The sequence below is a fragment of the Bradyrhizobium sp. Ash2021 genome (genome assembly GCF_031202265.1).
In the GTDB taxonomy this organism is placed as follows: domain Bacteria; phylum Pseudomonadota; class Alphaproteobacteria; order Rhizobiales; family Xanthobacteraceae; genus Bradyrhizobium.
The window spans coordinates 4,773,730-4,800,036 of record NZ_CP100604.1 but is presented as its reverse complement, the minus strand read 5'-3'; the positions used below and the strand labels follow the sequence as shown (position 1 = coordinate 4,800,036).

General features: G+C 60.9%; 19 protein-coding genes and 2 pseudogenes. 13 read left to right on the top strand and 8 right to left on the bottom strand.

Annotated elements, in window-relative coordinates; translation table 11 throughout:
* Positions 1-114: 114 nt before the first annotated feature.
* The 5 genes from NL528_RS22875 to NL528_RS22855 all read left to right on the top strand — a co-directional run bounded on the left by NL528_RS22875 (position 115) and on the right by NL528_RS22855 (position 12,324).
* Complete coding sequence (locus NL528_RS22875) at positions 115-4,206, top strand: hypothetical protein (RefSeq protein WP_309176718.1); 4,092 nt, start codon at positions 115-117, stop codon at positions 4,204-4,206.
* Positions 4,203-5,075, top strand: a complete 873-nt coding sequence (locus NL528_RS22870; RefSeq protein ID WP_309176717.1) for a hypothetical protein — start codon at positions 4,203-4,205, stop codon at positions 5,073-5,075. The genes NL528_RS22875 and NL528_RS22870 overlap by 4 nt, the downstream gene beginning before the upstream one ends.
* Positions 5,072-10,711 (top strand): DEAD/DEAH box helicase, encoded by a 5,640-nt coding sequence (locus NL528_RS22865; RefSeq protein ID WP_309176716.1) that lies wholly within the window; start codon positions 5,072-5,074, stop codon positions 10,709-10,711. Before NL528_RS22870 ends, NL528_RS22865 begins: the two co-directional genes overlap by 4 nt.
* Positions 10,712-10,773: 62 nt before the next feature.
* Entirely contained in the window at positions 10,774-11,859 is a 1,086-nt protein-coding gene (locus tag NL528_RS22860; RefSeq protein ID WP_309176715.1) for a PD-(D/E)XK nuclease family protein, read from the top strand.
* Between the two features lie 87 nt (positions 11,860-11,946).
* Positions 11,947-12,324 carry a very short patch repair endonuclease gene (locus tag NL528_RS22855; RefSeq protein WP_309176714.1) on the top strand — a complete coding sequence of 126 codons (378 nt, stop codon included), beginning with the start codon at positions 11,947-11,949 and terminating at the stop codon, positions 12,322-12,324.
* A gap of 8 nt (positions 12,325-12,332) precedes the next feature.
* Here the strand turns inward: NL528_RS22855 and NL528_RS22850 are convergent, their stop codons facing one another.
* From NL528_RS22850 to NL528_RS22830, 6 genes are all read right to left on the bottom strand, one after another.
* Positions 12,333-12,527 (bottom strand): hypothetical protein, encoded by a 195-nt coding sequence (locus tag NL528_RS22850; RefSeq protein WP_309176712.1) that lies wholly within the window; start codon positions 12,525-12,527, stop codon positions 12,333-12,335.
* Positions 12,528-12,993: 466 nt separating this feature from the next.
* Positions 12,994-13,110, bottom strand: coding sequence for a hypothetical protein (locus NL528_RS47165; RefSeq protein WP_375143884.1), 117 nt, complete (start codon positions 13,108-13,110; stop codon positions 12,994-12,996).
* Between the two features lie 72 nt (positions 13,111-13,182).
* Complete coding sequence (locus tag NL528_RS22845) at positions 13,183-13,470, bottom strand: c-type cytochrome (protein ID WP_375144069.1); 288 nt, start codon at positions 13,468-13,470, stop codon at positions 13,183-13,185.
* A gap of 54 nt (positions 13,471-13,524) precedes the next feature.
* Positions 13,525-14,736 carry a molybdopterin-dependent oxidoreductase gene (locus tag NL528_RS22840; protein ID WP_309176710.1) on the bottom strand — a complete coding sequence of 404 codons (1,212 nt, stop codon included), beginning with the start codon at positions 14,734-14,736 and terminating at the stop codon, positions 13,525-13,527.
* 167 nt (positions 14,737-14,903) lie between these two features.
* Positions 14,904-16,139 carry a TAXI family TRAP transporter solute-binding subunit gene (locus tag NL528_RS22835; RefSeq protein ID WP_309176709.1) on the bottom strand — a complete coding sequence of 412 codons (1,236 nt, stop codon included), beginning with the start codon at positions 16,137-16,139 and terminating at the stop codon, positions 14,904-14,906.
* A gap of 98 nt (positions 16,140-16,237) precedes the next feature.
* Positions 16,238-17,107 (bottom strand): hypothetical protein, encoded by an 870-nt coding sequence (locus NL528_RS22830; protein WP_309176708.1) that lies wholly within the window; start codon positions 17,105-17,107, stop codon positions 16,238-16,240.
* 1,880 nt (positions 17,108-18,987) lie between these two features.
* Between NL528_RS22830 and NL528_RS22825 the strand changes: the two genes are divergently transcribed.
* The 5 genes and pseudogenes from NL528_RS22825 (at position 18,988) to NL528_RS22805 (ending at position 21,404) form a co-directional block, all read left to right on the top strand.
* A complete protein-coding gene (locus NL528_RS22825) occupies positions 18,988-19,182 on the top strand; it encodes a hypothetical protein (RefSeq protein WP_249135213.1) in 195 nt (64 codons plus the stop codon).
* 31 nt (positions 19,183-19,213) lie between these two features.
* Positions 19,214-19,877 (top strand): annotated as a pseudogene (locus NL528_RS22820) (SOS response-associated peptidase).
* A 112-nt stretch (positions 19,878-19,989) separates the two neighbouring features.
* Positions 19,990-20,607: a glutathione S-transferase family protein gene (locus tag NL528_RS22815; protein WP_309176707.1), complete on the top strand. Its 618-nt coding sequence runs from the start codon at positions 19,990-19,992 to the stop codon at positions 20,605-20,607.
* 11 nt (positions 20,608-20,618) lie between these two features.
* Positions 20,619-20,696, top strand: a pseudogene (locus tag NL528_RS22810) (SOS response-associated peptidase); the annotation flags it as partial.
* 456 nt (positions 20,697-21,152) lie between these two features.
* The gene (locus tag NL528_RS22805) at positions 21,153-21,404 is read left to right on the top strand and encodes a hypothetical protein (RefSeq protein WP_309176706.1); all 252 of its coding nucleotides are present in this window, start codon (positions 21,153-21,155) and stop codon (positions 21,402-21,404) included.
* A 183-nt stretch (positions 21,405-21,587) separates the two neighbouring features.
* Here NL528_RS22805 and NL528_RS22800 read toward each other — a convergent pair whose 3' ends face one another.
* Entirely contained in the window at positions 21,588-21,800 is a 213-nt protein-coding gene (locus tag NL528_RS22800; RefSeq protein ID WP_309176705.1) for a hypothetical protein, read from the bottom strand.
* An 811-nt stretch (positions 21,801-22,611) separates the two neighbouring features.
* On the opposite strand from NL528_RS22800, the gene NL528_RS22795 reads away from it, so the two are divergent.
* The 3 genes from NL528_RS22795 (at position 22,612) to NL528_RS22785 (ending at position 24,891) form a co-directional block, all read left to right on the top strand.
* The gene (locus tag NL528_RS22795) at positions 22,612-22,767 is read left to right on the top strand and encodes a hypothetical protein (protein ID WP_309176704.1); all 156 of its coding nucleotides are present in this window, start codon (positions 22,612-22,614) and stop codon (positions 22,765-22,767) included.
* A 784-nt stretch (positions 22,768-23,551) separates the two neighbouring features.
* Entirely contained in the window at positions 23,552-23,818 is a 267-nt protein-coding gene (locus tag NL528_RS22790; RefSeq protein WP_309176702.1) for a hypothetical protein, read from the top strand.
* Between the two features lie 290 nt (positions 23,819-24,108).
* The gene (locus NL528_RS22785; protein ID WP_309176701.1) at positions 24,109-24,891 is read left to right on the top strand and encodes a response regulator transcription factor; all 783 of its coding nucleotides are present in this window, start codon (positions 24,109-24,111) and stop codon (positions 24,889-24,891) included.
* 8 nt (positions 24,892-24,899) lie between these two features.
* On the opposite strand, the gene NL528_RS22780 is transcribed toward NL528_RS22785, so the two are convergent.
* Positions 24,900-26,303 carry an HlyD family type I secretion periplasmic adaptor subunit gene (locus tag NL528_RS22780; RefSeq protein WP_309176700.1) on the bottom strand — a complete coding sequence of 468 codons (1,404 nt, stop codon included), beginning with the start codon at positions 26,301-26,303 and terminating at the stop codon, positions 24,900-24,902.
* Between the last annotated feature and the right edge of the window lie 4 nt (positions 26,304-26,307).

Genomic DNA, 26,307 nt, shown 5'->3' with positions numbered 1-26,307 from the left:
CTGTTGAGGTAGATTTCGGCGCGCGTGTACAGTGGGTTACAACCCGGCCAAGAAAACGCACGGGAGGGGGCAAATATGAATCCATCGATAAGCGTTCAGGGTGGCTAGTCTGCGATGATCATCCTCGATCCCGCACAGGCGCTTGCGCTCCGCAAGTCCGCTGCCGGCCCGGTCGACGTCGCGGGCGGCGGTGGAACCGGCAAGTCCGTGCTCGCAAACGCGATCGCTTCCCAGGCTGCGCGAGCCGGCAGGACCTGCCTCCTAGTCGGATCGAGCCAAATACTCGACCGGCCGCTCGGCTACAGCCTCATTCGCGACATCCACAAGGTTCTGTCGGACCGCGCTCAAATCGACCATCCGGCATCGAGCCCCGCACTCCCGCCGCCGGCCGCCCGGCCGGCGAGCGTCGTCGAAGCGCGTGCGAAGTCAAATCCTGCCGCTGCTCGTGCCGCGGTTCGCATTCTCGAGAAAGCGCGCGAGCTCGCGAAAACGCACGACATCTCGCCGGCAGAAATCGAAGGCAGCGTCGTGGCCGAGCGTGCTCTCGCTCCGGGCGTGACCGAGTCCCTTTCGCTTGCGGAGCAAGATGCGTCGAGGATCGCCGACGTGCTCTGGACCGGGAACGCCAGAGCCGGCCGTACTTTCAAAGACGTCGACGAACTCGTTGCTGGCCGCCCCGTGGAGGTGCCGCCGAACGACGAGGCGCTGGGCTTCATTCTCGCGACCGACCAGGAGTACGAGGCGGGCGTTTCCAAGATCGTGTCGGAGCAGCAGGAGGCGAGCGAGGAAAGCTTGGTCTCGAAAGCCGTCGAGAGTCTGCTTCGCCCCCGGTCTTCCGACCGCACTCTTTCGGAATATCACAGGCACGCGTCTTTCATGGTGCGTACCATCGGCAGCGCAATCGCTCTGATCAGGAAGCACGGGACATTCAAGGCAGCGCTCGCCGCCGGCAACGGAAACGAGGCGGCCAAGGCCATCGAATACTTCATGCGCATGAGGCCCGACCAGGGCACCGTCGCCGCCGTCAGAACGTTCGATGCCGCTCTGCAAGACTACCGGCACGACAGCGCCGCTCTCGAGCCGCTGTTAGCGCAGTACGGAAGCAGGCCACTAAGCAGCTTCGCGCTCCCTGCAGCGGAGCGTCCCGCATCGCTTCAGCGGGACGTAGGAACGCTCGTCCAGAAACTGCGGGAAGCGAGGTACGCCGCCAGGCACCTGCAGGGGCATCTTGGCTCATTGCGCGCCTCGCTGCCCAAACCGCTTTTCGAGCGCTTTTTCAGCGCTCCGATCGAAGATGCACCGGAGATCCTAGGCCGCGCGAGCGCAGCCGACCCCCGGTCGAAGGCGGCCAGCGAACTCAGGCAGCTTCGGGACCTGTTCGCGAGCACCGGCTTCGGTGACCTGCTGAAAGCTACAGAAGGCTTGGCCCAGCAGATCGCGGAGTATTCAAAGGAAGCCGCAGACGTCGGCGCCTCGCCGGCCGCGCCATCGTACAGCCCTCAGATACTGGATCTGCTGCTCGAGCTCTCGACGATCTCGGAATATCAGGCGCAAACGGAATGGCCACCGTGCGTGAGGCGAGCGACAACCGTACAGGAGGTATTGGATGCGGTCGCGAACAGTCGGTTCGACTCCGTAGTGATCGACGACGCATCCGACTTTTCCGCGGACGATCTTAGGCAAATCGCCTCCTCCGGACCGACGGTGCACCGCCTCGGCGCTGCCGAGCACGACGATGCAATCCTGCTGGAAATTCCCCACCGCCAAGCGGATGCCGACGTCGCCGCGGCGGCATCCGGCCAGCAGAGCCGCTGGCTCGGGGCGCCGGGCAGCTTCGGCCTCCTGGTCCGCGAGGATCCAGCGATGAGCCTCGAGCAGCTGTCGGCCGCAGCCGGACTCCTCGTCGCCGAACTGATCCAGCACGGCTGCAGCGCGTCACTGGCCTCCGGCACGCAGGCCGCAGATGTCATCGTCGCTACTATGGACGAACTCCATGAGGGTGGCCTCGCCGACGTGGCGCAGAAGGCCGCACACGGCATCGTCATCCTCTGCAGGAAAGATGAGCGGCTGCCCCCTGCCCAGCCCGGCTTGCCCGCAGCGGCGGACGCGCGGACAGCCCTGTCCTTGGGCTGGAAGATTCAGCGCGCGACAACCGAAGGCACGGTACTCGAGAAGGACGGCAAGGTCGCAACTCTCGTCAACGAAACAGCTGCAATTTCGCCGTGGGACGAAACGGTGACCGACATCTCGCGGCGCCTCGAGGCGCTAGGCTGGCAACCGATCGTGGCGTGGAACGGCGCCGAACGCAGTCCGCCGGATTTGGACAGCCTACTCACGGCTCACTCGCTGCCTTCTACGCCCAGTCCGTTCAGGAAAATCGCCGAAGAATTCGATCTGCGGGCTCCGCCTCCGCAAGGTGGAGGACCCAGCCCGGGTGGCGATGTGCATTCCGAAATGGAGCCCGGCAACATCGGGGACGGAGGATCTCCGCACCCTGGCAGCGATATGACTCTCGCTGCCGAAACTCTTGCTGCCGGCATTCCGGAGTCAGAGACCGCGCCGGAAACGGCCGCCGATGAAACCCGCGTGCCGGACGAAGACATTTCACCTCCGGCTGGACTTTCCAGCGAGCCCGAGGCCGCCGGCACGGAACAGCCTGACGATCTGCCGGCGCCGAACGACGATGCGCTCCAGGTGCCGCCGGAAGATGCGCGCTTAGCCGCCCCCGAGCATACCGACCGCAGCGCATCCGAAAAGTCCGAGCCCGTCGACGGACCGTCGGAGAGCGCTCTTCAGCGGTCCGAGCCTGCCGTCGGCGATCAACCGTCCGACGAAAGCCGTTCGGACATCGGTGCAGAAACGTTCGAGCAGGAAAGCGCCGTGCCGGCCACATCACGGCTCCAAGCCGTTTTTCGGGACAGACGTGGAGCGCGAAGGTCGATCGCTCAGCGGGACGAAGCTGAACCCCGCCGCGAAAGAAGAACATCATCCAGATTGCGCCAGGCCGATGCCAAGCTGCGCCTGATGATCGATACGATACGGAAGCGCATTTCTCTAGCCGCCGTGCTACTCAAGCCCGAAGGCTTTCCCGACGAGATCGATATCGGGGAAGCCGCCGTGCAGACGTTCGATGAATCACGGTACGATGACTTCGACCTGGAGTGGACCACTGGTCTTCTGGACGCCGAAATTCGTCTAAAGGACGAAACGCAGAAACTCGAGTGGATCCGGAGCGCGAGACCGTTCCATCTTTTTACTGCGGCGCCCGGCGAGCCCGACCACGTTTCAACTTCCGCCGCGCCGCTGGGCAGTCGAAGCACAATCGTTTGCCGCGAACGGCACGCCGCCGCGATCGAGGCCGCTGCGACGGAAGCGGGCTCCCCTGCGCTTCGGCGGCTGGCAGATTTCGAAGGCTTACCTTCCGGATGGACCGTGCTGGACGGCTATGCGCCGGTTCGAGCTCTTCATTCACCGCTGGAGTGGCTGAAGCCGCTGGATCCCGGCGCGGAGACGGTCATCACTCTCCACGGTGGCTTCGAAATTCGGTCCGCGGCTTACGCGCAAGGCGAACCGCCGCTTATCCGCATCGAGGGAATGCCGTCGAACTGCCAAGTGTTCATCGACGAGACACCAGCGGAGAGGGATGAGGATGGCAGCTGGAGCGCACCCGGCTGGGATGCGCCCGGACAGCACCTCGTCGACATCGTTCCGGGAAGGTCGTCGACCTACCACATCATGCCCGATCCCGCTCTTCGCGAAGGTTGGGAGCCGTGGACGGCGCATGCTTCGCTGGCTCCGGCGCTTGCGGGGACCGCGGCGGTTTGCGGCGCGATGGTCTTTTCTCCCGATGGCCGAACGGTGCTCGCGATCGAACCGGCTTCGAGCGTGACGGCTCTCGGCGCCCGGCACGAAATCAAGATGCTGACCATCAGGCAGGACGCTCCGGCGGCGCTCGCCGCACTTGCCTTCGAGCCGCTGTTCGCCGTCCTATCATCCGGAGGACGAAAGGACGACAGCAAAATCCTGGTGCTCGACTTTCCGGCTGCAGCAGCGGACCAGCAGCCCCGAAAGCTCGATAGCCGATGGGCATCCAAGATCAGAGACATGGCGGCGCGCCGCGTTCCGATAAGGCCCGAGACGCCGGCCGCGAAAGCGGCATGGCGGACCGCCACCCGGGAAGCCAGGCGATGGAAGCGCCTCCGATGACCGACCGCCTGCTGGAGTGGATTTCATACCGAGAAAACGGCCGGACGAACGATCTGCCCTCAGATCTCGTCGCGGGAGGCGGTCCATACCGGATCATCGAGGATCTGGCCGTGCTCGGGCACGTCGAATTGGAAGCGGACAATCGCTGGCGCGTCGCGCCGCCGGTGCTGGCCGCGCTCGGAGAAGAGTCCGAGCAAAGCGCGACCGCAGTGCTGTGCGGCGCGAGAACTCGCGGCTTGGTGAGCCGGCTCGCCAAGGCTTGCGCGGATCAGGGCGCCGAGATGCAATCCATCGCCCAAGGCGAGCGGCCGCACTGCCTGCTGGTGACAGCCGCAACGACCTCCGATCTCTGTGCGATCGCGACTGCGGCCGCGCTGAACTGGCAGCGAGACGCTGCCTTCACTCTGCTCGCGAGCCTTCCGACGATTGCCACATGGCCGCGGACTCCTTGCCAGATGGTAGCGGGAAAAGTGGAAGAAGTGCGCAGGTTCTCGAAATCCAATCTGCGCTGGACGGCATCCTCCATCGAAGAAGCTCGGAACGCCGTTCGCGGACTCTTCCACATAAAGCGAGACTGGAATTCCATCGTTCTCATGAAGGACGGCAAGGACGCCCAGTCTGAGATCGACTCGGCCGCCGGACGTTTGGCCGTGGCTGCGGGCGCCAGAAAGCTCCAGCTGGATCTCAAATCCCGGTCTTTGCGAATACCGGCTGCGCTAAGACCCCCGACGCTCATTTCCCGGTCGCTCGCGCTTTGCTCCGGCATGCTGCCCGAGTTCGGACGTGAGAAGCGGGATCTTGCGTTCCGAGGGATATCGCACCGCATCGCTCATCTGGCCGTGTCGATAACGGGATTGAGGCTTGCATGACCGACACGGCAGCCCTCTTTCGCGGACTCAAGGATGCGTACCTGCGATACTTCGACAGTCCGTTCGACCTTCGGTTCGACGAACTGGTGAACGAGCGCCGCGACCTTCTCGATCGCGATGGCGTCCTTTATCGCGATCCTCTTATCGAACCGCAGCCGCCTTACGCGGGAAGCCGCCAGAACGTCGTCCAAGCCGCTCAATCAGCGCTGACCGGTGCCGCCGGATGGTCCGCGCAGGCGATTGCCGATCTGGGGCAATTCGCTACGAACGGCCTGTTCCTGTCGAGGACCGACTCGCAGATTGAACTCTACCGCCACCAAGTGGACATGCTGCGGATCTCGGCCGCCGAGAGCCGTGACGCCGTGATTCTCACGGGCACCGGTTCAGGAAAGACGGAATCGATCTACTTGCCCGTTTTAGCCTCTCTTATCCGGGAGTCGGCTCGATGGCCCGCCATTCCCACCGCTCCGCAGAACGACTGGTGGAACATGAGCCCCGCACCTGGATCCGGCCGGCGGCTGCATCATTCGCGTCTCGGCCAGCGCGACCACGAACAAGGATCGCGCCTTCCCGGCCTTCGTGCACTCGTCATGTATCCGCTGAACGCACTGGCCGAAGACCAGATGACGCGGCTTCGCCAGTCTCTGGATAGCGATGCCATCCGAGGATGGCTGTCGGCAAACCGGCCGGGCAACCGCTTCTGGTTCGGCCGCTACATCGGATCGACACCCGTCTCAGGGCGTCCCACAAGCACCGAAGCCGAAACGACTCTCCGCAACGAATTGAAGCGGCTCACGGACACCGCGAACGCGGTCGCCGGGACGGACGCCGAGCGCTTCTTCCCTCGGCTGGACGGCGGCGAGATGTGGAGCCGGTGGGACATGCAGGACGCGCCCCCCGACATCCTGGTGACCAATTACAGCATGCTGAACATCATGCTCATGCGCGATGTCGAGACGCGGATATTCGACGCGACGCGCGCCTGGCTCGACAACGACCCCACCAACGTCTTCCATCTTGTAGTCGACGAACTGCATGCCTACCGGGGCACTCCGGGCACCGAAGTCTCCTACATACTTCGGGTCCTCCTGGACCGGATCGGACTCCATCCGGACCATCCGCAACTTCGCATTCTCGCATCAAGCGCGTCGCTGGGGTCGGACGAAGCACGCGCGCAAGACTATCTGCGCCAGTTCTTCGGCAGGTCTACCCCTTTCGAACTCATCCGCGGCGGCTCCGTGCCGCTCCCGACCGGATCACGGGACCGCGTACGCGGCCTGGCCGACTCGTTCTCTCGGCTGGGCCAAGCGATCGAGGTGAACGACCAGGACGCGATCCACGCGGCCGTCGATGCCTTGAGCGCCGATGCCGGCGCCGCCCCTCCGAGCACCGAACTGCCGATCGAGCGGCGCCTGGGCGATGCGCTCGGTACGATCGGTGCAGCCGAAGCGGTCAGGGCGGCGTGCAACAGCGGCACCGATGAAAATCCAGCCGTGCGTCCGCTGACGCCGGCCGCGATCGGCTCCGCTTTGTTTCCAGACAGCGGGGCGGATGAAGCCGCTTCCGCAGGAATGGGGCTGATCGCGTCCCTCGCGCGCAGCAGGAATTCCAGCGACGCCCCCCTCCTCCCGCTGCGGACGCACGTCTTCTTCAGGAACGTGCAAGGCATCTGGTCGTGCACCAATCCTCGTTGCACCGAAGTGATGCGAACCGAGCCCGACATCCTAGTGGGGCGGCTTTTCGACAGGCCGGCGACGACTTGCCCTTGCGGATCGCGCGTTCTGGAGATGCTCTACTGCGAGCCGTGCGGAGACGTCTTCCTCGGCGGGCACCGGCGCGAACTGAGACCCGGGGTCTGGTCGCTCGTCCCTGACGATCCCAATATCGAGAAGGCGCCAGACCATTCGGCCAGCGACCGACACTACTCAAACTACGCGGTCTACTGGCCCGCACGAACGGCCGCAGCACTGCAAGCGCCGCAAAACGACACCTGGACCCAGGAGGGCGTGCGGCGCCAATGGCGTCGTGCCGTCTATGACCACCGAACGGGAGAAATCCAGCTTGCGCGGACTGCTGCTTCGGCGACCGGCTGGCTATACTACGTTCCGCAACTCCATCAGGTGCCCGTCCCTGCAGCAGCTTTGGCCGCGCAGTCCGCGGAAAACGACCGGCCGTCGGTCTGCCCGAGGTGCGAAGCCAACTGGAGCAAGCTGGCGAGCGTGGCGCCGATACGCACTCAGCGCACCGGTTTTCAAAAGACGGCTCAGGTGCTGACGGACGCACTCCTGCGGGAGATAGCGCCCATTCCTCAAGGTGCGACGCAGGCGGCCGAAGACTCCAGGCGCAAGCTGGTCCTGTTCTCCGACAGCCGCCAGGACGCGGCGAAACTAGCAGTCGGCGTCGCGAAGTCTCACTGGCTCGATGCCATGCGCCAAGTTCTGGTCGAAGGCGTGACGGAGGAGGCACGCGCCATCCTGGCATTTGAACGCCGGACAAGAAGGGAGAACCTGACGGCCGAAGAAGCGGCGCTCGCCGACCGGTTCGGATCCGCCCGGCCCGACGCGGCGTTCGCCATCATGGCCGTCGCGATGGGTCAAGGAGCGATGCCGTCGGCCGTCGGCGGAATGACCCAGCAGCAGTTCGCCGATCAGATCCTTGCTCAGGCCCGCAGCGGCGTACTGCCGATCCAGAGCCTCCAGGCGCAGGCGCAGCGCAGACTGCTCGCGACCGGGATGAATCCCGGCGGCGTCGACCGGAGCGTGACTTGGACGAATCCCCAGACCAATCAAGGCGAGTGGCCCAGACTCCTCGACTGGCAGCTGAACCCGCCGGGTTTTCGGAACAACCTGTCTCCGGACGAGCGCGCCCATCAAAACAAGATCGAGAATGCCGAACGCGAGGCGATCGCGGAATCGATCTTCTCCGGAGGACGGCGAGATTTCGAGTCGCTGAAACTCGGCGTGGTGACGTTCAATCCGCAGTTCCGGCCGGCCGCCGACCAGGTTCTCGAAGAGGCGGCCGAAAGCTGCATACGGATGCTGGGAAAGAGACGGAGGATCACGACTCACCGGGCTACCGACGACGACCCCCGGCTCCCGAAATACGCCCGGGACTACCTCGCGGCTGTCGCCAATCTGGCTGCGCGGGACCCTGCATCCTTCGAACAGGACGTCACCGGTCTGCTCACGCGCTCCGGTGTCCTGAACCAGGGCATTCTCGAATACGATCGGTTATTCGCTAGAGGCGCCGGAGAGACGTATTTTCAGTGCGACCGCTGCTCCCGGATCCATCTGCACCGAAGCGGAGGAATCTGCTCCAACTGCGAGTCGCGTCTCGACCAGCCGCGCCGCATTGCCGACGACAACGCGCTCGACCGGCTGGACTATTACAGCTGGCTCGCTACTCGGGCAGGTCCCGTCTTCCGGCTGAACTGCGCCGAGATGACGGGACAGACGGACAAGATCGTCGCCCGAGACCGGCAGCGGCTGTTCCAGAACGTCAATGTGGGCAACGAGCACGGGCTTACCGAGAATCTGGATCTTCTCAGCGTCACGACGACCATGGAAGCCGGCGTCGATATCGGTTCGCTGCTCGCGGCCATGATGGCCAACATGCCTCCAATGCGCTTCAACTATCAGCAGCGCGTCGGGCGCGCTGGAAGACGCGGAGCGGCAGTTTCGATCGCGCTGACGCTCTGCCGGGGGCGCAGCCATGACGACTACTATTTCCAGCGTCCCGACCGCATCACGTCGGATCCGCCTCCGCCACCCTATGTCGACACGAACCGCTTGCAGATACTTCGCAGGGTCCTCAGCAAGGAGGTGCTGCGCGCGGCCTTCTCGGAACTGCAGCTTTTTGCCTGCTCCGATGGCGACAGTGTCCACGGAGAGTTCGGACGGGCAGACGGATGGACCCAGCCTCCGGACGCTACGCCCGCCGGCTACGCGGGAAACACCGTGGCGGAGATCGTTCAGGAATGGATCGCCCGGCATCCGGCAGAAGTAGAACACGCGTGCGACCTGCTTCTGACCGGCACCGTATTGGCGGCGGATCCGGCGTCGCGCGCGGAAGCGCTGAATTTCGTCCGCAACGACCTCGTTCAGCGGGTCACGCTCGCGAGCCAGGATCAAATGCTCATCCAGGATGGGTTGAGCGAAAGGCTCGCGAACCGTGGCATTCTTCCCATGTTCGGGTTCCCGACCCGGGCGCGGAATCTGTATCACGGAAATCCCCGCGCGTGGCCCCCGCGCGATGTGATCGACCGCGACCTCGAACTCGCGGTGAGCATGTTCGCGCCGGGCGCTGAAACGGTGAAGGAACGCGCTATCCACACGGCGATCGGTGTGACCCACTACTACAGGCAGGGACAGCGCGCCGTCGAAGAGGCCGATCCACTGGGGCCGTCCATCCCGGTCGCCGTCTGCGGCAACTGCCAGCATGTGGAGACGGTCAATCCCGGCGGCCCGGCATGTCCTACGTGCGCGGCCGCGGCCGGCAACGGGGAGCGCGAATACCGGGCCCTCGACCTTCGCCAGCCGAAGGGATTTTACAGTTCAAGCAGGTGGGCCAGAGACTACGACGGTTCGTTTGATTTCGTGCCGAGAGCCGCGCGCCCGAAAGTCGGGCGCCCGCCGTTCGCGATCAATCCGCACCTGAACCTTCAAGTCGGCGCCGGTGTAGGCAGCCTCTACGTCATCAACGACAACGGAGGAAATCTCTATCATCTCGCGCGAGTGTGGCCCAATTCGCAGGCAAAGATCGACATTGCCGCCGCCCAGACGGCAGATGCGAAGTTCGCCGCGTCCGAGGGAAGACGCGCCCCTCCCCTGCGGCTGGCTGCTCTCGAGAACCCCATAGCTTGCGCACTCGCGGCGATCAGCGAAACGGACATGATGCTGCTGGGCATCAGAGATTTCGGTCCGGGCCGAGGAGCCGATCCCCGCACCCCCCAGGGACGCGCGGCCCTCTACTCGCTTGCCTTCATGCTCAGACGGGCGGCGGCCGTTCTGCTGGACATCCACGATTATGAATTGAAGTCCGGCATACGCAGCATCGAGGATCCCGCCGCCGGCGTGACCGGCCAGATATTCCTCTCGGACACGCTGGAAAACGGTGCGGGGTACGCCACACACCTCGGCCAGCCTGCAGTCGCGGAGCACCTGCTCAGGCTGATCTCCGAGCCCGGCCACAACGGCTTCTTTGAGACGCTGGTCGGCAACCTTCACGCCGACTCCTGCGACACGTCATGTCCCGACTGCCTGCGCAGCTACAGCAACCTCCAATACCACAGCCTCCTGGACTGGAGACTGGCGGTCGACCTCGCATCGCTGGCGCTGGATGCGGCGGCTCCGATTTCGCTGGCATCGCCCAGATGGGCGCGCGTTGCGAACATCGCTGCGGTTACTCTGCTCAACGCGCGCCCAGGGTACAGGCAGATCACTATCGCAGGCCTGCCGGCGGTGACGAACGGCACCGACGTTAAGATGGTCACCCATCCCCTTTGGCTGACGGATCGGAATAATCTGGGGCCAGATATGGCGCGTGCATGCGACGAAGCCGAGCGGGTCCACCGGCTCCGCATCGACCCCGATCAATCGTTCGTTTCGGTGTTCGAGGCCCTGCGGCGTCCGCTTTAGCCATGGCGGCGCCCTTGGTCATCGGACCTATTGCGAGCACAAGCCCTACACTGGCAGAAGAAATGAAGCTGTGCCGGCTGCGAGCCGGCCTGGCCTCCTGCCGCGAGGCCGCATCATGGGTGTTGCACGACCCGCGCCTGTGGCTCGGAACGGCGCTGCACGCTCTCCTCGAAAGAGCCAGGCACGAACACATCCCCGATCTCGAAGCTGCGTGGGACGCCGAAATCGCGCAGTTCGTTCAGCGGATCGGATCTCACCAGTTCGACCAAAGGTTCTCCGATCCGAGTCGCTGGCCGTCTTATTTTCTCATCAGGCAGCGTGCCTTGAGCTCTGGAGCAGAACTCAATGCAGCAAGGAGGCCGCCCGGCAGCGTCGGCCAACGGTCGCCAATGCGATCGGGTACGGAAAGAAGACTGGTCGCGAGGGGCGGCCGTCTGATCGGTCGTCCGGACCGGTTCGACGGGTCTTCGGTAACCGACATCAAATCGAATCTTCCGGACCAGACGACGCCCGTCGGCGCGGAATTTTTCAAACGAAATCGGCGGCAGATCCAGATCTACGCCGCGATAATCGCCGAAAGCCTCGGCTTTTGGCCGAAGAAAGGCATCATCTCCGGCGCGTCTGGCGAGACCGCCGAATTCGGCCTTGCGCCGTCGGAATGCGACGCCGAAGCCGATCGTGCGGTCGAAGATCTCGACATCTGGAATCGCGCGCTGTCGTCCGTGACGCAGGCCTCTGACTTCGCAAGTCCATCGGAATCGTCTTGCAGCACCTGCCGCTTTCAGCTTATTTGCCCGGCCTTCTGGACCTGGCTTGCTCGAGGCAGCGCAGGCGGCCTGCCTCCGAGAGCCGTCGCAGCCGCCGGCTCCCTCGAATCCCTTCATCAGGGGAACGACGGAGATTTGCAGACCGTAGCCCTGGCAAACGTGGCTTCGACCCAGCCTGGGATGACTGCGGCGAACCTGGTGACCCGCCGCTCGATACACGGCGATTTGTCGTCACATCTAATCGGGGCCGAATGCAGAATCGTCGGAGCGGAGATGCGGCGCGACGGGCGTCTTGCAGCCGACTTTGCTACGGTCCTGATGCCGACGAGCCAAATTCCGCAGATCGTCATTCGTTCTGATATGACACCGGGATGCCAATAACTGTACTTGGTGAAAGGTTTCGAAGTGCCCAAGCTCCGCAAACTGCTCCCTCGCCGCAAGAGGGTGCCCTTAAGCCGAGGCGAAGTCATGTCGCGCATCCGCTCGACTGGTACAGCGCCTGAGCGGGTAGTTAGAGAACTACTCTCCAAAGCCGGCATTAGGTACCGGATGAACGTGCGCAATCTTCCGGGAAAACCAGACTTCGCCAACAAGCGGAGAAGATTCGCGATCTTCGTTCACGGATGCTTCTGGCATTCGCACGAAGATTGCTCACTGGCATCGGATCCAAAATCGAACCGGAGCTACTGGCTGCCGAAGCTTGAGCGGACGAAAGCCAGAGACCTCGCGCACATGCAACGACTCGAACACCTAGGCTACCGCGTCCTGGTCATTTGGGAGTGCTCGTCCAGGAGGCCCCAGCGTGCGGCCGAGCAGATTGCGGATTTCTTCAAAACCCTGCGGTAGCTCTACCGCTATTTCATCTCCCGCCGCGCCAACCGCTCCTTGGCCGCGATTTCCAGACATTCCGACGCCGACTTATCTATGGCGATGCCGGCCTGCTTCATTTCCTTGATCAAGTTCTCGTCCATCGTGGCAAGGAAATAGCGCTTGTTCGTCGGCTTCACAGCTACTATGGCGGGGTCAGACTTCTCATGATCGTACATCATCGGCTACGGCTCCTCGCCTTCCCGACACGGACCAGAGCAGCACGCATGCTGGCGCTGGCCGACCATGAGATCTCCCGGTTCCCGAGCAAGGAGCCTCCGCACATGCCAGTGTCTAAGACCACGCCGGGCCGTCTGGGCGCTCGCGTTATCGCGCCCATCCGTGTTGCCTTCCGTCACCGGAACGACGTCGGCACCCAGGATGAGGGAACTTTCGCGGCTCAATGGCTGGCCTGTGCACTCCCCTGTCAACGCTTCGCCGATGCCCTCGCGGGCATCTGCGCATGACTCGGGGTCGATGCGGTTCGCTACTCCTTCATCGTGATGGACTTGCACTCTCTACTCCTTGCCGGTCTCCCGGCGCTTCGCATATGTTTTCCGCTCTGCCCCCAACAACGGACATAGAGCGACCACGGCGGCATGTCCGAGTTGTGCCAACAACGGACTCATGCACCGCAGCACCTGCGGATTATCCAATCACCTCGTCGGTACGAACAAGCACAGCGGGTGGTATTCTAAGACCGAACTCCTTTGCGGCCTTCAGATTGATGATGATCTCAAAGGCAGTAGCTTGTTGAATGGGCAAGTTACCGGGTCTCTCTCCCTTTAGGAGCCTCTGGCGCGTGCGACGTAGATCTTCCCGCCTCTCTCCCGGCCATCAATATGTCTGTGCCAGATAGTCCACAATCTTGCCGACGTCCGCCTCATCGATTGGCGCGCCGTAGACCTTGATCATCTTGTTCACCTCGGCCTGCCAGAAATCTTGCTTGAATTTCGGCCCCCGAGGCTGCGTCTGGACATAGTCGGCGGAATGACACGCCGTGCAGTTGTTCTGCACGATCTCTAGATTGGGGCCGGGCTTGAATGCCGCCGTCTCGTTCGGAAGCTTGTACGAAATCGGCCGGGCGCTCACTTCGACCGAACCTGAACCGCATACGCTGACCATCAGTCCAGCGAGGCCCGTCAGCGCGACAAGTGCTGATTGCTTCATGATGGATCCTTAAGCCGCCGTGACGCGGACGGTTTCAACCACGTTGCGCAGATAGCCCGCTCCGTTCCAGAGCGGCTCCATCGGCTGCACCTCGCCGCCGTTGCTGGTCGCGCGCACCCTCAACTCGTACGTACCCGCCGCCAGCCTGACCGGCATCTGCCATTCGCGAAAGGAGTATTTCCCCAGATCCTTGCCAAGGTTGGCCTGCGCCCAGGTTTTTCCGCCGTCGGTAGAGATTGCAACGCCCTTGATGCCTTTGCCGCCATCGAACGCGATGCCCCTGAGCGTGGTCTGGGCGCCGGCCTTCAGCTGTGCGTCGTCCGCGACATTGGTGATGAACGACCTCACCTTGAAGCGGTTGATCGGAATGGTGGCCTTCGGCGCGGTTCCGGGCTCCACGCAGTTGCAGTCGTTGTCAGGGATGCGATACGCGGTCTTCATCCAAAATCCGTCGAAGACATTGTCGATGACCGTGATTTCGTTGAGGTGCTTGACCCAATAGGTGCCGTAGTAGCCCGGCACGACGAGACGCAGCGGGAAACCATTGAGAACAGGAAGATCCGTGCCGTTCATCGCATAGGCGAGCATGACCTCGCCGTCGCGCGCATGATCGACATCGAGCGCCTTGGCGAAATCGGGGGTCTTATCGGTCACGGGCTCGTCCATGCCGTTGAAGACGACCTGGCGCGCGCCCCCTTGGACGCCGGCCCTGTCGAGAATGGCCTTGAGCGGCACGCCCTTCCAGCGCGCATTGCCCATGGCGCCATTCCCCAATTGGCCGCCTGCAACGCGAGGAATGAAGAATCCGCGGCTGTTGCCCGAGCACTGGTTGACCGCCACTACATCGATGGCCGGCAGCTTCTTGATATCAGCCAGGGATAATTTCATGGGCTTGTCGACCTTGCCCTTGATCTCGACCGAGAACTTGCCCGGGTCGATGCTCAGCGGGATGTCGGCCAGGTGGTAGCGAACAAAAAAGGCTTCGTTCGGCGTCATGACATTCTCATTGAAGACTGAGAATGGCGTTTCCAGTTGTGGCGGCCTGCTCGTCAGGCAGATCATTGGACGCTTTTGCGGATATTTGACGAGCGGTCGTTCCCCGTTCTCAAACGGCAGGACTGCCGTGGCCGCAAATGCGCGCAAAGAAGGGGATGTCAATCCCGCACCGAGCGCCGCAATGGCAGCCCCGGAACGCTTCATGAGACTGCGCCGGTCGATCATTGCGTTTCTCCACTTCGATTGGTCGCAGGATCCCGCTTAACGACCCGGTGCTCCGTTTTTGTCTCTGCCCAAGGCGTCTCGCTCTCGGGAACTGGCAGAACACACGTTCATTCCAAGCCAAAGATCAGGCCGAAGCGGACACCTTGCGTCGTGACATTCCCACTAATCTAACGTGCCGATTGGTCCGCCTTTGCCTCGACGAGAATTTTCATGAATTTTGCGAACAACAGTTCCCGTTCGCTGGTGGAAAGCGTCTTCCCGCCAGACGAGGAAGCGTAGTTCTGCATGAATTTCTCGAATGCCAGCTTCAGTTCGGGAGAAGACTGCCTGAGCGTGCTGTCTGCGTTGGCGGACACGGCTTGATTCCGGTGGGTAGCGAGCCAGTCGGCCGCGGGCTTAAATCGCACCCAGCCCGGCATGTCGGCCGAAAGGTTGACTTCGCGCCACTTGGGGTGCCTCGATGGGTTGTTGAACTGATCGATCTTGCTGAAGAACGCGTCGACGAATTTAGCAACCCTCTTGTAGCGCGGGGAGTTCTCCGGCCAGGCATAGGCGACGAGCAGCGCCCGGTTCGCGATGGTCGGGACAGAGGTCCCCTCGGCGATCAAGTTCGGATAGTGTTCATGGGTGATCTCGGCGGGAAGATAGTTTGCGAACAGGTCGTGCAGCTGATGATTTGGCAGGGTTTCCTGATCGAGCGGGAGGAAATGCACGCCGTCTTCCTTCTTTACCTTCGCGAAAGTGACCTGCGGCGCTCCCGTGAGGATGATCATTGCCGAGATTTCTCCTGACATCAGCCGCTTCATTGCTTCATCGTTGTCGTAGTAAGAGCGCTGCACGGGAATATTGAGCGTATTGAAAACGGTGTCGGCGGTTACTTCGGTCTGGCTGTCCTTCAGGTTAAAATTAACTTTCTTGTCCTTCAGATCGTCGTAGGACTTGATGTCGTTTCGCGCGAGAACCTGAAACTCGGAATTGTAGAGCTTCGTGATGTATTGGACGCGCTGCTCGATATTGGCATACAGCACCGGATCCTTCTTCTTCAGGAGTCGAAGATTGTCCTCGTCGACGACAGCCATGTCCATGTTTTTGAGAAACAGCACGTCGTTTAGGTTTTGAAGTCCGCCGACGCCAAGAACCGGCAGGACGCGCACCCCGTCCGGCCCCAGGTCGTTCACAACGTTCCGGATGTCCTCGGTGAACCTGGCGCACGTGCATGAGATGCCGGACACCACGACCGTTACTGCGATATCGTTGGCCTGGCGCTTTTTTTCTTCGTAGCTGACCGCCGGCTTTTGGCTTTGAGCCAAAACAGGACGCAAGGGGACAGTTAAGGATACAAGAAACAAGAAGAACGACAGGCAGACGAAGAGATTTCTAGCAGTCGCGTTGAAGACGCCCATAACTTTGCCCTTTGCTGTGACGCTGCGTTGGACTTGGTCTGTTCTCGGCGAAAATCCGTCGGGAACGTGGTTTTGAGACGCGTCATATGGCACGCAGGTCAATGTTGCTTGCTTGCGAGGATTTCGAGCCGCTGAGTCGCCTCCGCCGCTCCGAATTTTTTAGCCTTCTCGTACCAGTCTCGTGCCATAGCTACGTCCGGCACCAAGCCATGGACGCCCAGTTTTTCCAGAATCGCGGGATCGTAGGTTTCGGCGAGCGTCATGGCGGCGTGCGCATCTCCGGCGTCAGCCGCGCGCCGCAGCACGAGGCGGGCGGCGGCGAGATCGCCACTCGCGATCAAAGCATCCCCTCGCCTGAGCAACGAAGCGATTTCATTGGAATCGAGGCGATGGATCGCATCCCTGAGTGTCTTGAGCTCTGGGGGAGCGCGGCTCGGCAGCGGCGCGCTCTGGTAGGCCATCGTGATCTCCTCACGCGTCGGCGCCGCGGCGGCCGTAGTGACAGTTCGAACGCTAGTAGGCGTCTGACTTGCCGGCGCCGATGGCTGAGCGTTATCCTTCGACTGTGTGCTACGTGCTGTTAGTTGCGACGGATCGGACTGCGTCGCTGCAGGCGGAGCCAGAAATGCGGCGGAAGCTAAAGTTTTGGCGGTAACGACGATGTGCCGTGTGGCATCCGTAGAAAACACCGCGAACAGAATTGCCACGGCTGCAGCCGCCAAAACACCCGCCAGGATCCGTGACGGGATGGAGGCTCTTCGCTTCTTCCGCAAGGGAGTGATGTATTCGCTCGGATCCGCTTCCCCGTTATCGTCGGAAAGAAACGATGGGACGGAATTCTCCGGATAAAACTCCGTTCGGCCTCGTCGCCGTAACGTGTAGGGCGCACCCCGATAATCGGCTGTATTTTCGTCAAACGGACCGACATCAGGGTCGTCTGATCTATATTGAGAGAACCGTTCCACCATGGGAATGCTCCCCGCTACTGTGCGTAACAGTGGGCCATCCCAGGAAATTCTTATTATTCATTATCCAGGAGCTCCCCGCTACCGAGTGGGTACTCCGCATTTCGAATCAGTTCAAAAAGAGACCGCTGCCAGCACAATTTGGGAGATTTTTAGGTCTTATTGTGTCTAAATAGCGGTGTGCACCGGTAATTTGGCTGGTATCGGGCCGCTTGAACAGCGGTCGCAGGCCACAATCCATCCATTTGACAAGAATTATCCGGGTCAACAAATGCTGCAAATATTGGTCGACGTGCGTCGATCACCTGGTCAAGGCCATCAGCCCGGCTGCTCAGTCTCGATCGCCTGCGGAAGTCGAACTGGAAAGCCTGAGGCAGCCATCGTTTTTTTGAGAAACGTTCACGTGCCACTTCTGGACTTCGATTGGAGAGCTATTCGCTCCCTTGTCGGCGAAAGCGGCAACTTGGCGCTCGGTCATAACGCCTCCTCTTGCTGCAAGGGCAGGACGAATTGAAACGTCGCACCGTGCCCCTCATTGGCGGAAGCTGACAGTTGTCCGGCCGTGAGCTTCCACGACGCCAGGCCGAAAGCAAGCCAAGGTCGCCAATGCCAGCGCAATGCTGCCGACGCGCCGCAAGCTCATGGACGCATAGGCTGCGAACTGCGAGCCGAAGCGTTCAGACAACGTACTGCAAATCCGTAAGGGTCCCTTCGCCTCGTTTTCGAGAACAACGTAACGGATTACATTATTTCTACGGTATTGTACGGCCTTTATGATGGGATTTAATTCTTCAAATGTCGCGCTAGCATGAGGACCGCCAGATTCAAGACGCACTGTGCAGCCGTCAAGTTGATTTAGAGAGTGCATCATAGGTGCGGACTTCTATGAGGAAACCGAAGGTTCACTGTACTACTGCAAGCGGTCTTCTTTTGGAGAGGAGATGGGAAAGCGCGAGCTGTCGCATACCCCCGACTCTGGGAGAACGTGTCCGACTGAATGCCGGAAGCCCAACCGCTTTAGTTGTTGAGACTGGGGCCGACGTAGTGACCATTGCTTGGCCGACCGGCGAAGCAACATTCCCCCCGGAATGTTTGCACCGCGTCTCGATTTCAGGGGCTCTTTTGCCCCCTGAATCGAGAGAGCACCTGAATCACCCGCGCGGGCGACGATCTAATGGGAGCAACTCATCAGGGGCGCGGTGAAGAAGCGCTTGCAGCCCAAGCAACACTATTCTCGTGGATGAGCCCGATGACGGCGGTAGTTAAACTCGCTTCATCGAAGGCATCGTTTTGCAGATTTGGTATTCGACGGGCGTCTACCCCATCCGCCACCGCGTCCGCTCGATTACGATTGTCGTTTGATATGCGTTACATGGTTCGTAAGGGAATCCAGAATTGGATGGTGTGGGATCGCAAAACCCACAGACCAGCGACCGTTGACGAGAAGCTGGCAGTAAAACTTTCCAAAAATGAGGCTAGCGAGCTCGCTGCCGCGCTCAACACGCTCGGGGCAGATGGTCCTTCATTTCACCCCTCGCAGCCTGCGACTCCGCTCCAACCGCTCCGGCGCCGCCGCAAGGTAAAGAGGAGCGCTTTACGCATTTAGCCAAGCCTGTGGCGGCGGCGCGGCTTCCTGCTTGCATCGACGAATGCATTCGGTGACGACATTAGCGCAATGCTCCAAATAAGCGTTTACTTATCCGTACAAGCGCAGCCACCTAGTTGGGCTTCGGCGCACGAAGATTTCGGCGAGCGATCCGCCGTCAACGTGGTGGCCGGGTGAACGGTGAAGATCACCAAAATACCGCTCGGGCTGTTGCATTCACGCAACCTTCTTTCTGCTCCGAAACGATAGTGTTTTGGATTTGGATCGGAGGTGGCACATGTTCGACGTGTACCTAAACCATAAACGTGATCTGCTGGTGGTGAGGCAGGGATCGTCGATACCTCTCGGTGACACGTCGGGGAGATGGCAAAAGAGAAAGAGGAGGGTCGCCAGCGTCAGCGACGAGATTAAGTCTACCGTTCAGAGGCAGGGCTATTACATGCGGAAGCGGAGTGAGTTGAAGACAAACTAGGATCAAGTCCGGGTTTTGAAGCGCGGCTCGCATGTGCAATCTCTATTCGATCACCACGAACCAAGAAGCGATCCGGGCACTCTTCCGCGTGGTCAACCGATACGTCGGCAACCTGCCGCCGATGCCCGGCGTCTTCCCGGACTATCCGGCCCCGGTAGTGCGCAACGCGGGCGATGAGCGCGAGCTGATCACGATGCGCTGGGGCATGCCGCCCCCGCCGCGCACGGGCGGTCCGCCAGTCACGAACATCCGCAATACCTCATCGCCACACTGGCGTGGCTGGTTGAAGCCTGAAAACCGATGCCTCGTGCCCTTCAACAGCTTTGCGGAATATGCGCCGGAGCCGAACCCTGAGACCAAAAAGAAAGATGTCGTCTGGTTTGCGCAGAATGATGATCGCCCGCTCTGCGCGTTCGCGGGGATTTGGACTGAGTTCAAGGGCGACAGAGGCACCAAGTCGAAGCCAATCCCCGGGCCGCATCTGGTCTACGGCTTCCTGACCACGTCACCGAATGCCATTGTTGACCCGATCCATCCCAAAAGCCATGCCGGTGATCCTGACGACCGACGAGGAGCGCGATGTCTGGATGCGCGCGCCGTGGGATGAGGCGAAGGCGCTGCAGCGGCCATTGCCGGATGATGCACTCAAGATCGTGATGCGCGGCGCGGATAAGGAAGACAAAGCCGTAGCCTAGAAGCCGAATTGCGAGCACGGACCTATCACCAATGTCGGTGCGGTTGTCAGCCCAAGGCGGTGCAAGGTAACTTCCAGATTGCAGATCGGCTCTAACCGGCAGGAGAGGTCGCATGCTCAAGATTTATGGAGCCCCGCACTCCCGTGCGTTTCGCGTCATCTGGCTCGCAAACGAGATCGGCATTCCCTACGAACACATTCCCGTAACGTTCAGCGTGCCGAACGCGCAATGCAAAGAACCTTGGTATCTCGCGCTGAACCCGAACGGACTTGTACCCGCTATCGATGACGGCGGCTTTGTCATGTGGGAGACCGCGGCGATTAGCCTCTACCTCGCCGAGACCTACAAGAACTCCCTCTATCCATCGACGCCGCAAAGTCGAGGCCGGATGCTCCAGTGGACGTTCTTCGCGGTCACCGAGGTCGAACCGGCGCTGATAACGCTGTTCCGAAATCGGATCTTCTTTCCGCCGGAGCAGCGGAACGAGACCTTGGCCGTTCAGGCAGAAGACACCCTGCGCGCAAAGCTCGCAATTCTTGAGGATCAACTCGTCAAAACCCCGTTTCTCGGTGGTGACACATGGAACATGGCCGACTTTATGGTCGCATGCGTGCTATATGTTCTCACCCGCCTAAAGTTGGACCTGACGTCCTATCCGAAGCTCGATGCTTGGCTCGATGCGAGCATCAATAGACCGGCAGCGAAAGTGGCCCGCAAGCTACGAGAGTAGGCCCAATTCGCGCGTCGATCCATCCGAAGGCGATGCCGGTGATCCTGACGACCGATGAAGAACGGGATGTGCGGATGCGCGCACCATGGCCACCTTGGACGCTGGGATTGACAGACGCGGTTGCCGTGCCAGTGTCGACGCCATCAAGATCGGCGGGCGGATGTACCCCGTCGGTCTGTAGGGCCTCGGGATCGCTTCCGGGGCCTTACTTTTTGGCAGGAACGATTGTCGGTTTTTGTGGTTTAATGTTGCGTTGGGAGGTGCGTAGCCATGGGCCACGATCGCGCCGCCAGATACCGCAGATTAGCGCTTGCGGAGCCCGACAAGGAAAAGGCGGAGTTGCTCCGACTGCTTGCTGACGAGGCAGATCGAGGCGTTTTGGTCACCGCCGAATGGGTCTCGGCACGACCGTCAAAGAAAGTTAAGATATCCGAAGCCGGGGCTAAGTAGCCGGAGCGGCGCGACGGGTTTTTCGACATGCGCGATCTCGCGCAGGTGTATGATCACGAACGGCCGCTGCCTCATCCGGCATGTGATCAGGTCTAATGACCGTCACCTACTATGTGGCAATAACCTTCACTGTCACCGACGACGGCACCATCGCGCCGGGCGAGGCAATCGAATGTCCAAGCGCCGGGACCGCGATCTTGCGGGCGGAGGTGTTATCGCGAATTCGGGGCAACGTTGGCGCGGTTGCATTTAGCAGAACCGGCGATCCCGACGTCGGCGTATTCGAGGACGCGGTGGTGTTGAAGAAGTTCGGCGACATCCCGATTGATCTGAGCATGCTGTACTGACCGGCCGATCGGACGGGCCGCGTCATAGGCTACGTTCGGCGGCGCGTTGTGTTGAGGGCTGGGTCGCCCGCCGAGGCTAGAACGCGCCAGCGGGCTGCATGCGCTAGGCGGCGTGTGCCGTTGCCGAGGCTAAATGAAAGAGGCCGCCGACTGAGGCGGCCCACAAACCAAATCTTAAATCGACTACTTCTTGCCGTGCTCTTCCATGTGAGATTTGGCGGCTTCGTCTGAGTGATGTCGAGCGTGAAGCGCGTGTCCCCTGGCAGTGTGCGCATGATGGGCTGCTTTTTCGTGCTGTCCGGCGTCATGATGCTTAGCTGCTTCGCCATGGTGACGCGCGGCATGCGTATGGTGTTCATGCGACTGCTTATGGTGCTCGGCTGCTTTCTTAGACATGTGGTGTTTCCTCCGTCGTTGCTTTTAGATTAGCCCCATGGGAACAACGAAACGCTCGTTTTCTGACAGTTGTATGTCAGGAACATTCGTTAACTTCCGAGGCCACCCCCATTTTCAAATTAGGCCGCTAGGGTCAGGCGAAAGAGCTGCTCCGCAGGCCGCGCGGTGGCACCGGGTTGAAATGACTGCGCCCATTCTTTCCGCGCGCACGAATACTGTGGATTGACAGTGCATAAGTCCGCCACCGCCACACCAACACCACGATGCACGCTTGTTATAGTGGGAGCAGAGTCGAACGCGTGGGGGCGATCTACGCCAGCGCGGTCGAGTGGCCGGGCGGCCCGCCCTTCCCCATACCCCAAAGTGCGAGCGCGCCCGGCCACCTCGATTTTCTTAATGTTGGAGTTGGCGCGCGCCTACCTGTTTAACGGGAGCCCGCGCGAGCCCTGCCTGTGCTTTGTGACCGAATGAAAGAGGCCGCCAACTGAGGCGGCCTTACTTTTTTGGTTCTGCTGGCATGGTATGCAGGGCGAGCTTTTGGTCGAAAAGGTTCCCAATCGCTTCTTTGAACCGATCAATTGTTGGCTGGTCGGTGATCGATTGGGAGAGCCTTCGGTAGTGCTCAATCCTCTGTCCAAGTTCCTTGCATTTCTCACACATGGCAAAGTTCCGCATTCGCGCGTCGAAAATGCTCCCGTCTATGTAGACGGCTGCGCGGGCGGATTGTTTCAGATCGGAATTAGGATACCTCTAGATTCGCTTTTGGCTGTGCGTTCCTCATCATGACGCCAGCACATTGGGACTGTGCAGGATGGATTGGCCTGACTATCTACGGGACCAAGCGGCCATGTATAGGCAACTTGCCGAGCAGGCCGATGATCCTGTCGTCAAGAACGAGCTGCTTGAGTTGGCATCGGTGTGTGAAGAGGTCGCCAGCAACATCGAAGATCATCTGACAGGCGGCTAGCCGGTCACTCACGCGGCGGGCTGCCGCCTCGTTCAACCTTACTGACTCGAAGCCTGGTGCTTTCGCTGATGTCCGCTTTGGAGCGCATTACGGACTCAAGTCGCACGTCGGGCCATGTCCGAAAAGTGCACAAAGGCGGAAGTAACTGAGTCTCATCCAATAACGTTGTCAGCTCGAACGGCGACCGCTTCCGCTATAACGGTTGCAGCGTGGAGCACAGTGAGGGGAGCGTCAGTAGGGTTGATCCATTTTCCATCCACTTATTCAACCTGTCGGTAGTGCAATGGTTTCTGCACTCGCGAAGGATGCGGATTTACCGGCTTTAGCAATCCGGGAGCGTATTGTCGCAAGCGATGTGCGCTTAATGAGCGCTTAACGCTTTTGCGCAACAGATAGATCACCAGCGCGAAATTACGTCCTAGTCATAAGTGCGAGCGGAGCTCTGCTCCCCGAGGAGGGGAATCGCATGGGACTGCTTTTCATTGGCGTGCTGGCTGGAATCTTGATCGGCTTTGGCTGGGTCGCGCCGTCGCAGGGATACTTCCTGGGGTGCACGTCGCAAGCCTGTTTCGACAGAGTTGCGGTGAGCCGAGCGGCGGAGCCGAAGCCAACGGCATTCAAGCCGCATCCTGCGATTGCAAAAGCGAGCTCTGCCAACACGGTAAAGCCCGGCGAACGATCATCTGCGAAGAAGCGCGGACGACTCGATCTCGCCAAGGCAGCGCCCCCGCGGACGAGGATCAGTGTCTCAGCGTCCAATCGGCCTCCGGAAACATCGGACCCGGTGTTGAACAAGGCAAAGCTCTCGATCGCAGCGAAGATGGAGGATCCGGGGTCCGCCGAATTAAGCGACATGAAACGAGCGATCAGGTTGAACACATTTGGGCGTGCCGTGGATACGATTTGCGGGCACGTCAGGGGAAAGAACGCGTCAGGCGGAGAGACCGGCGAAAGACCATTTCTATATCTCGTGAAGGAGGATGATGCATACGTCGTCGACGGGAAGAAGGATTCAGCGGCGGCAATCGCGTATCGGAATATCTGCAATTAGTTAGAGCATGATCCGAGAAAGCGGATAGCGTTCTCTCGAATTCATGCACATGGAAGACCAGAGTACGGGCGCGATCGATCAAATCGCGTCGTGCATCGGTATAAATTGAGCGGAAAGAATTTCCACCGGCAATGAAGCGTCAAGCTGATCCTTCAGTTGCGGCTGGGTAGGCTGCACAGCGCCATTTTCGAGATGGCGCCTCTCAGATGAACGCTGCGTAACGCGAGTTGTGGGCAGCGCAATACAGACCAGTGGGGTGCCTCAGGGTTTTTTTGTATTTCGAGGATACTATGGACGACATAACTAGTTCCGCAGAACGGCTCAATGGATCGCTGCAATCGCCTGTTCTGGTGATCATCGAGCCACTCGCTTTGCCTCGTACGTGCATTCTAACCATTCTCAGGCGGGAATTGGTCGAGTTCGAAATCCTCGACATGGCGACGACCCAAAGCCTGGATCGAGCGTCGGCACGGGATGTTCGCCTGGTGGCGCTGGGTATCGGGGACAAGCTCATCGGCGATCCCTCCGTCGAAGATGATCTCGCGCTTGTCGTAGAGTGCTGCCCCAACGCCTCCATCGCGCTCTTGTCAAATCGTGATGACGAGGCCACCGCGCTGGCAGCGATGCAGCGGGGGGTGCGTGGTTTCTTGCCCACCTCGCTTGCCATCGAGGTCGCTGTTGCGGGCCTGCGCCTTGTTCTTGCCGGCGGAGTCTACAGGCCGCTACCGATCGTCGGGTTAAACAGGGCGCCGGGTCTCGAACAGCCATATCCCCGCGGGCTTGCGTCAGCATACCTGGACCAGGACGCCGCCAGAGGTGCGGCCGACAGGAGCATGATCGATTTCACGCCTCGCGAGCAACAGGTGCTGGCGGAATTGGAGCATGGTCTGCCCAACAAGCTGATTGCAGCCAAACTGAACCTTTCGGAAAACACTGTCAAAATGCACATTCAGCATATCATGCGGAAATGTGCCGCTCACAACCGCACGGAGGCGGTTCTCCGCTGGAGCGGCCGATTGTCGGGGCACAATCGCGACGCCGACGCAGCAGCATCTTCGATTCCTGAAACATAGATTTCAGCTCAATCCTCGCGGAACGCGTTGTTGAAGCTGTCGAGCAGAGGCCTCAGCGCGTATAGCGCGACGGTGCCGCGCCCTGTCGTGATGAACACTTCAACCGGCATGCCCGGAATGATCGGGATGTCCTTTGCGGCGATCTGCGCATCCTCGATGCGAATTTTCGTCGCGTAAAATGGCTGGTCGGTGCGCTTATCGAGGAGGCGGTCGGCGGATACGTGCGTCACGATTCCCTTCAGGCGCGGCACACGGCGCTGATTGTACGGCACGAGATGCACCTCGGCATTCAAGCCAGGATGAACCACATCGATGTCCTCGGGCCGCAGGCGCGCGGTCACGATGAGGCGATCCTGCCGGGGCACTAGATCCAGGAGTGGAGCACCGGCCCCGACCACACCGCCCGGTGTATGAATCCGGAGGTCAGTTACCACGCCGTCCTCAGGCGCCTTGACCTCCGTGCGCGAGAGTTGATCCTGGGCCGTCAGCAGCCGCTCGCGCAACTGCAGGACCTGGTTTTGTGCTTCGCGCAGCGACTGTGCGATCTCGTTTTGCTTGTCGCTCTCGAGCTTGAACAAGGTTGCCTGCGATTCGTTGATGACTTGCCCGGCTCGTGAAATCTGTGCGGCGATTTCGCCGCGGCGCCCCTCAACGTCAGCGAGTTCACGTTGGAGGTTCAAAAGGCGCGGCCGCCGCTCGAGGCCCTTGCTGACAAGGGTGGAAACCATGTCCAGCTCCTCCCGGGCGATGTCGATTCGCTGTGCAACCGCGGTCTCCTGCGCCTTGAGACCTTCGATTTCCTTTTCGACCTGGAGCCTCTTTTCCCGAATGACCGCAACCTGCGACTGAAAGACCTGCCGTCGCGCTTGAAAAATCGTCAGCTGCGCCGTCAGGACGGCGGCGGCCGATTCATTCTCCTTGCCCACCTTCTCCAGCGCGCTCGGAAATGAGACCCTCTCGTGTCCCTGCTGCTCGGCCTGAAGCCTTACTTCATGAGCCATCGCGTCCCACAACTGGCCTCGAAGGCTTTGCACCTCCGCACCGGCCCGGGTGTCATCCAGCGCGATCAGTGTCTGTCCGCTGCGCACGACGTCGCCGTCCGAAACTAGAATTCTCCTGACGATACCGCCTTCCAAATGCTGAATCGTCTTGCGGCTCGACTCCGATTCCACGACGCCGGAAGCGATCGCGGCGCTCTCCAGAGGCGCGAGGCTCGACCACGTGCCTAGACCCAGCATGAAGCAGAGCACCAGCAAATTGCCCGCAAGCGTGACGCCGCGGAGCCTCGCGCGCGGTGAGATCGGCGTGGGAGCCGAGCACCATGGAAACTCAAGGGGCTCGAAATCGTCAATTGCGGTAATCACGATTCCCAACCGTTGCCCAGCGAGCGGGCCGCTTAAGGGCGCGTACATATCT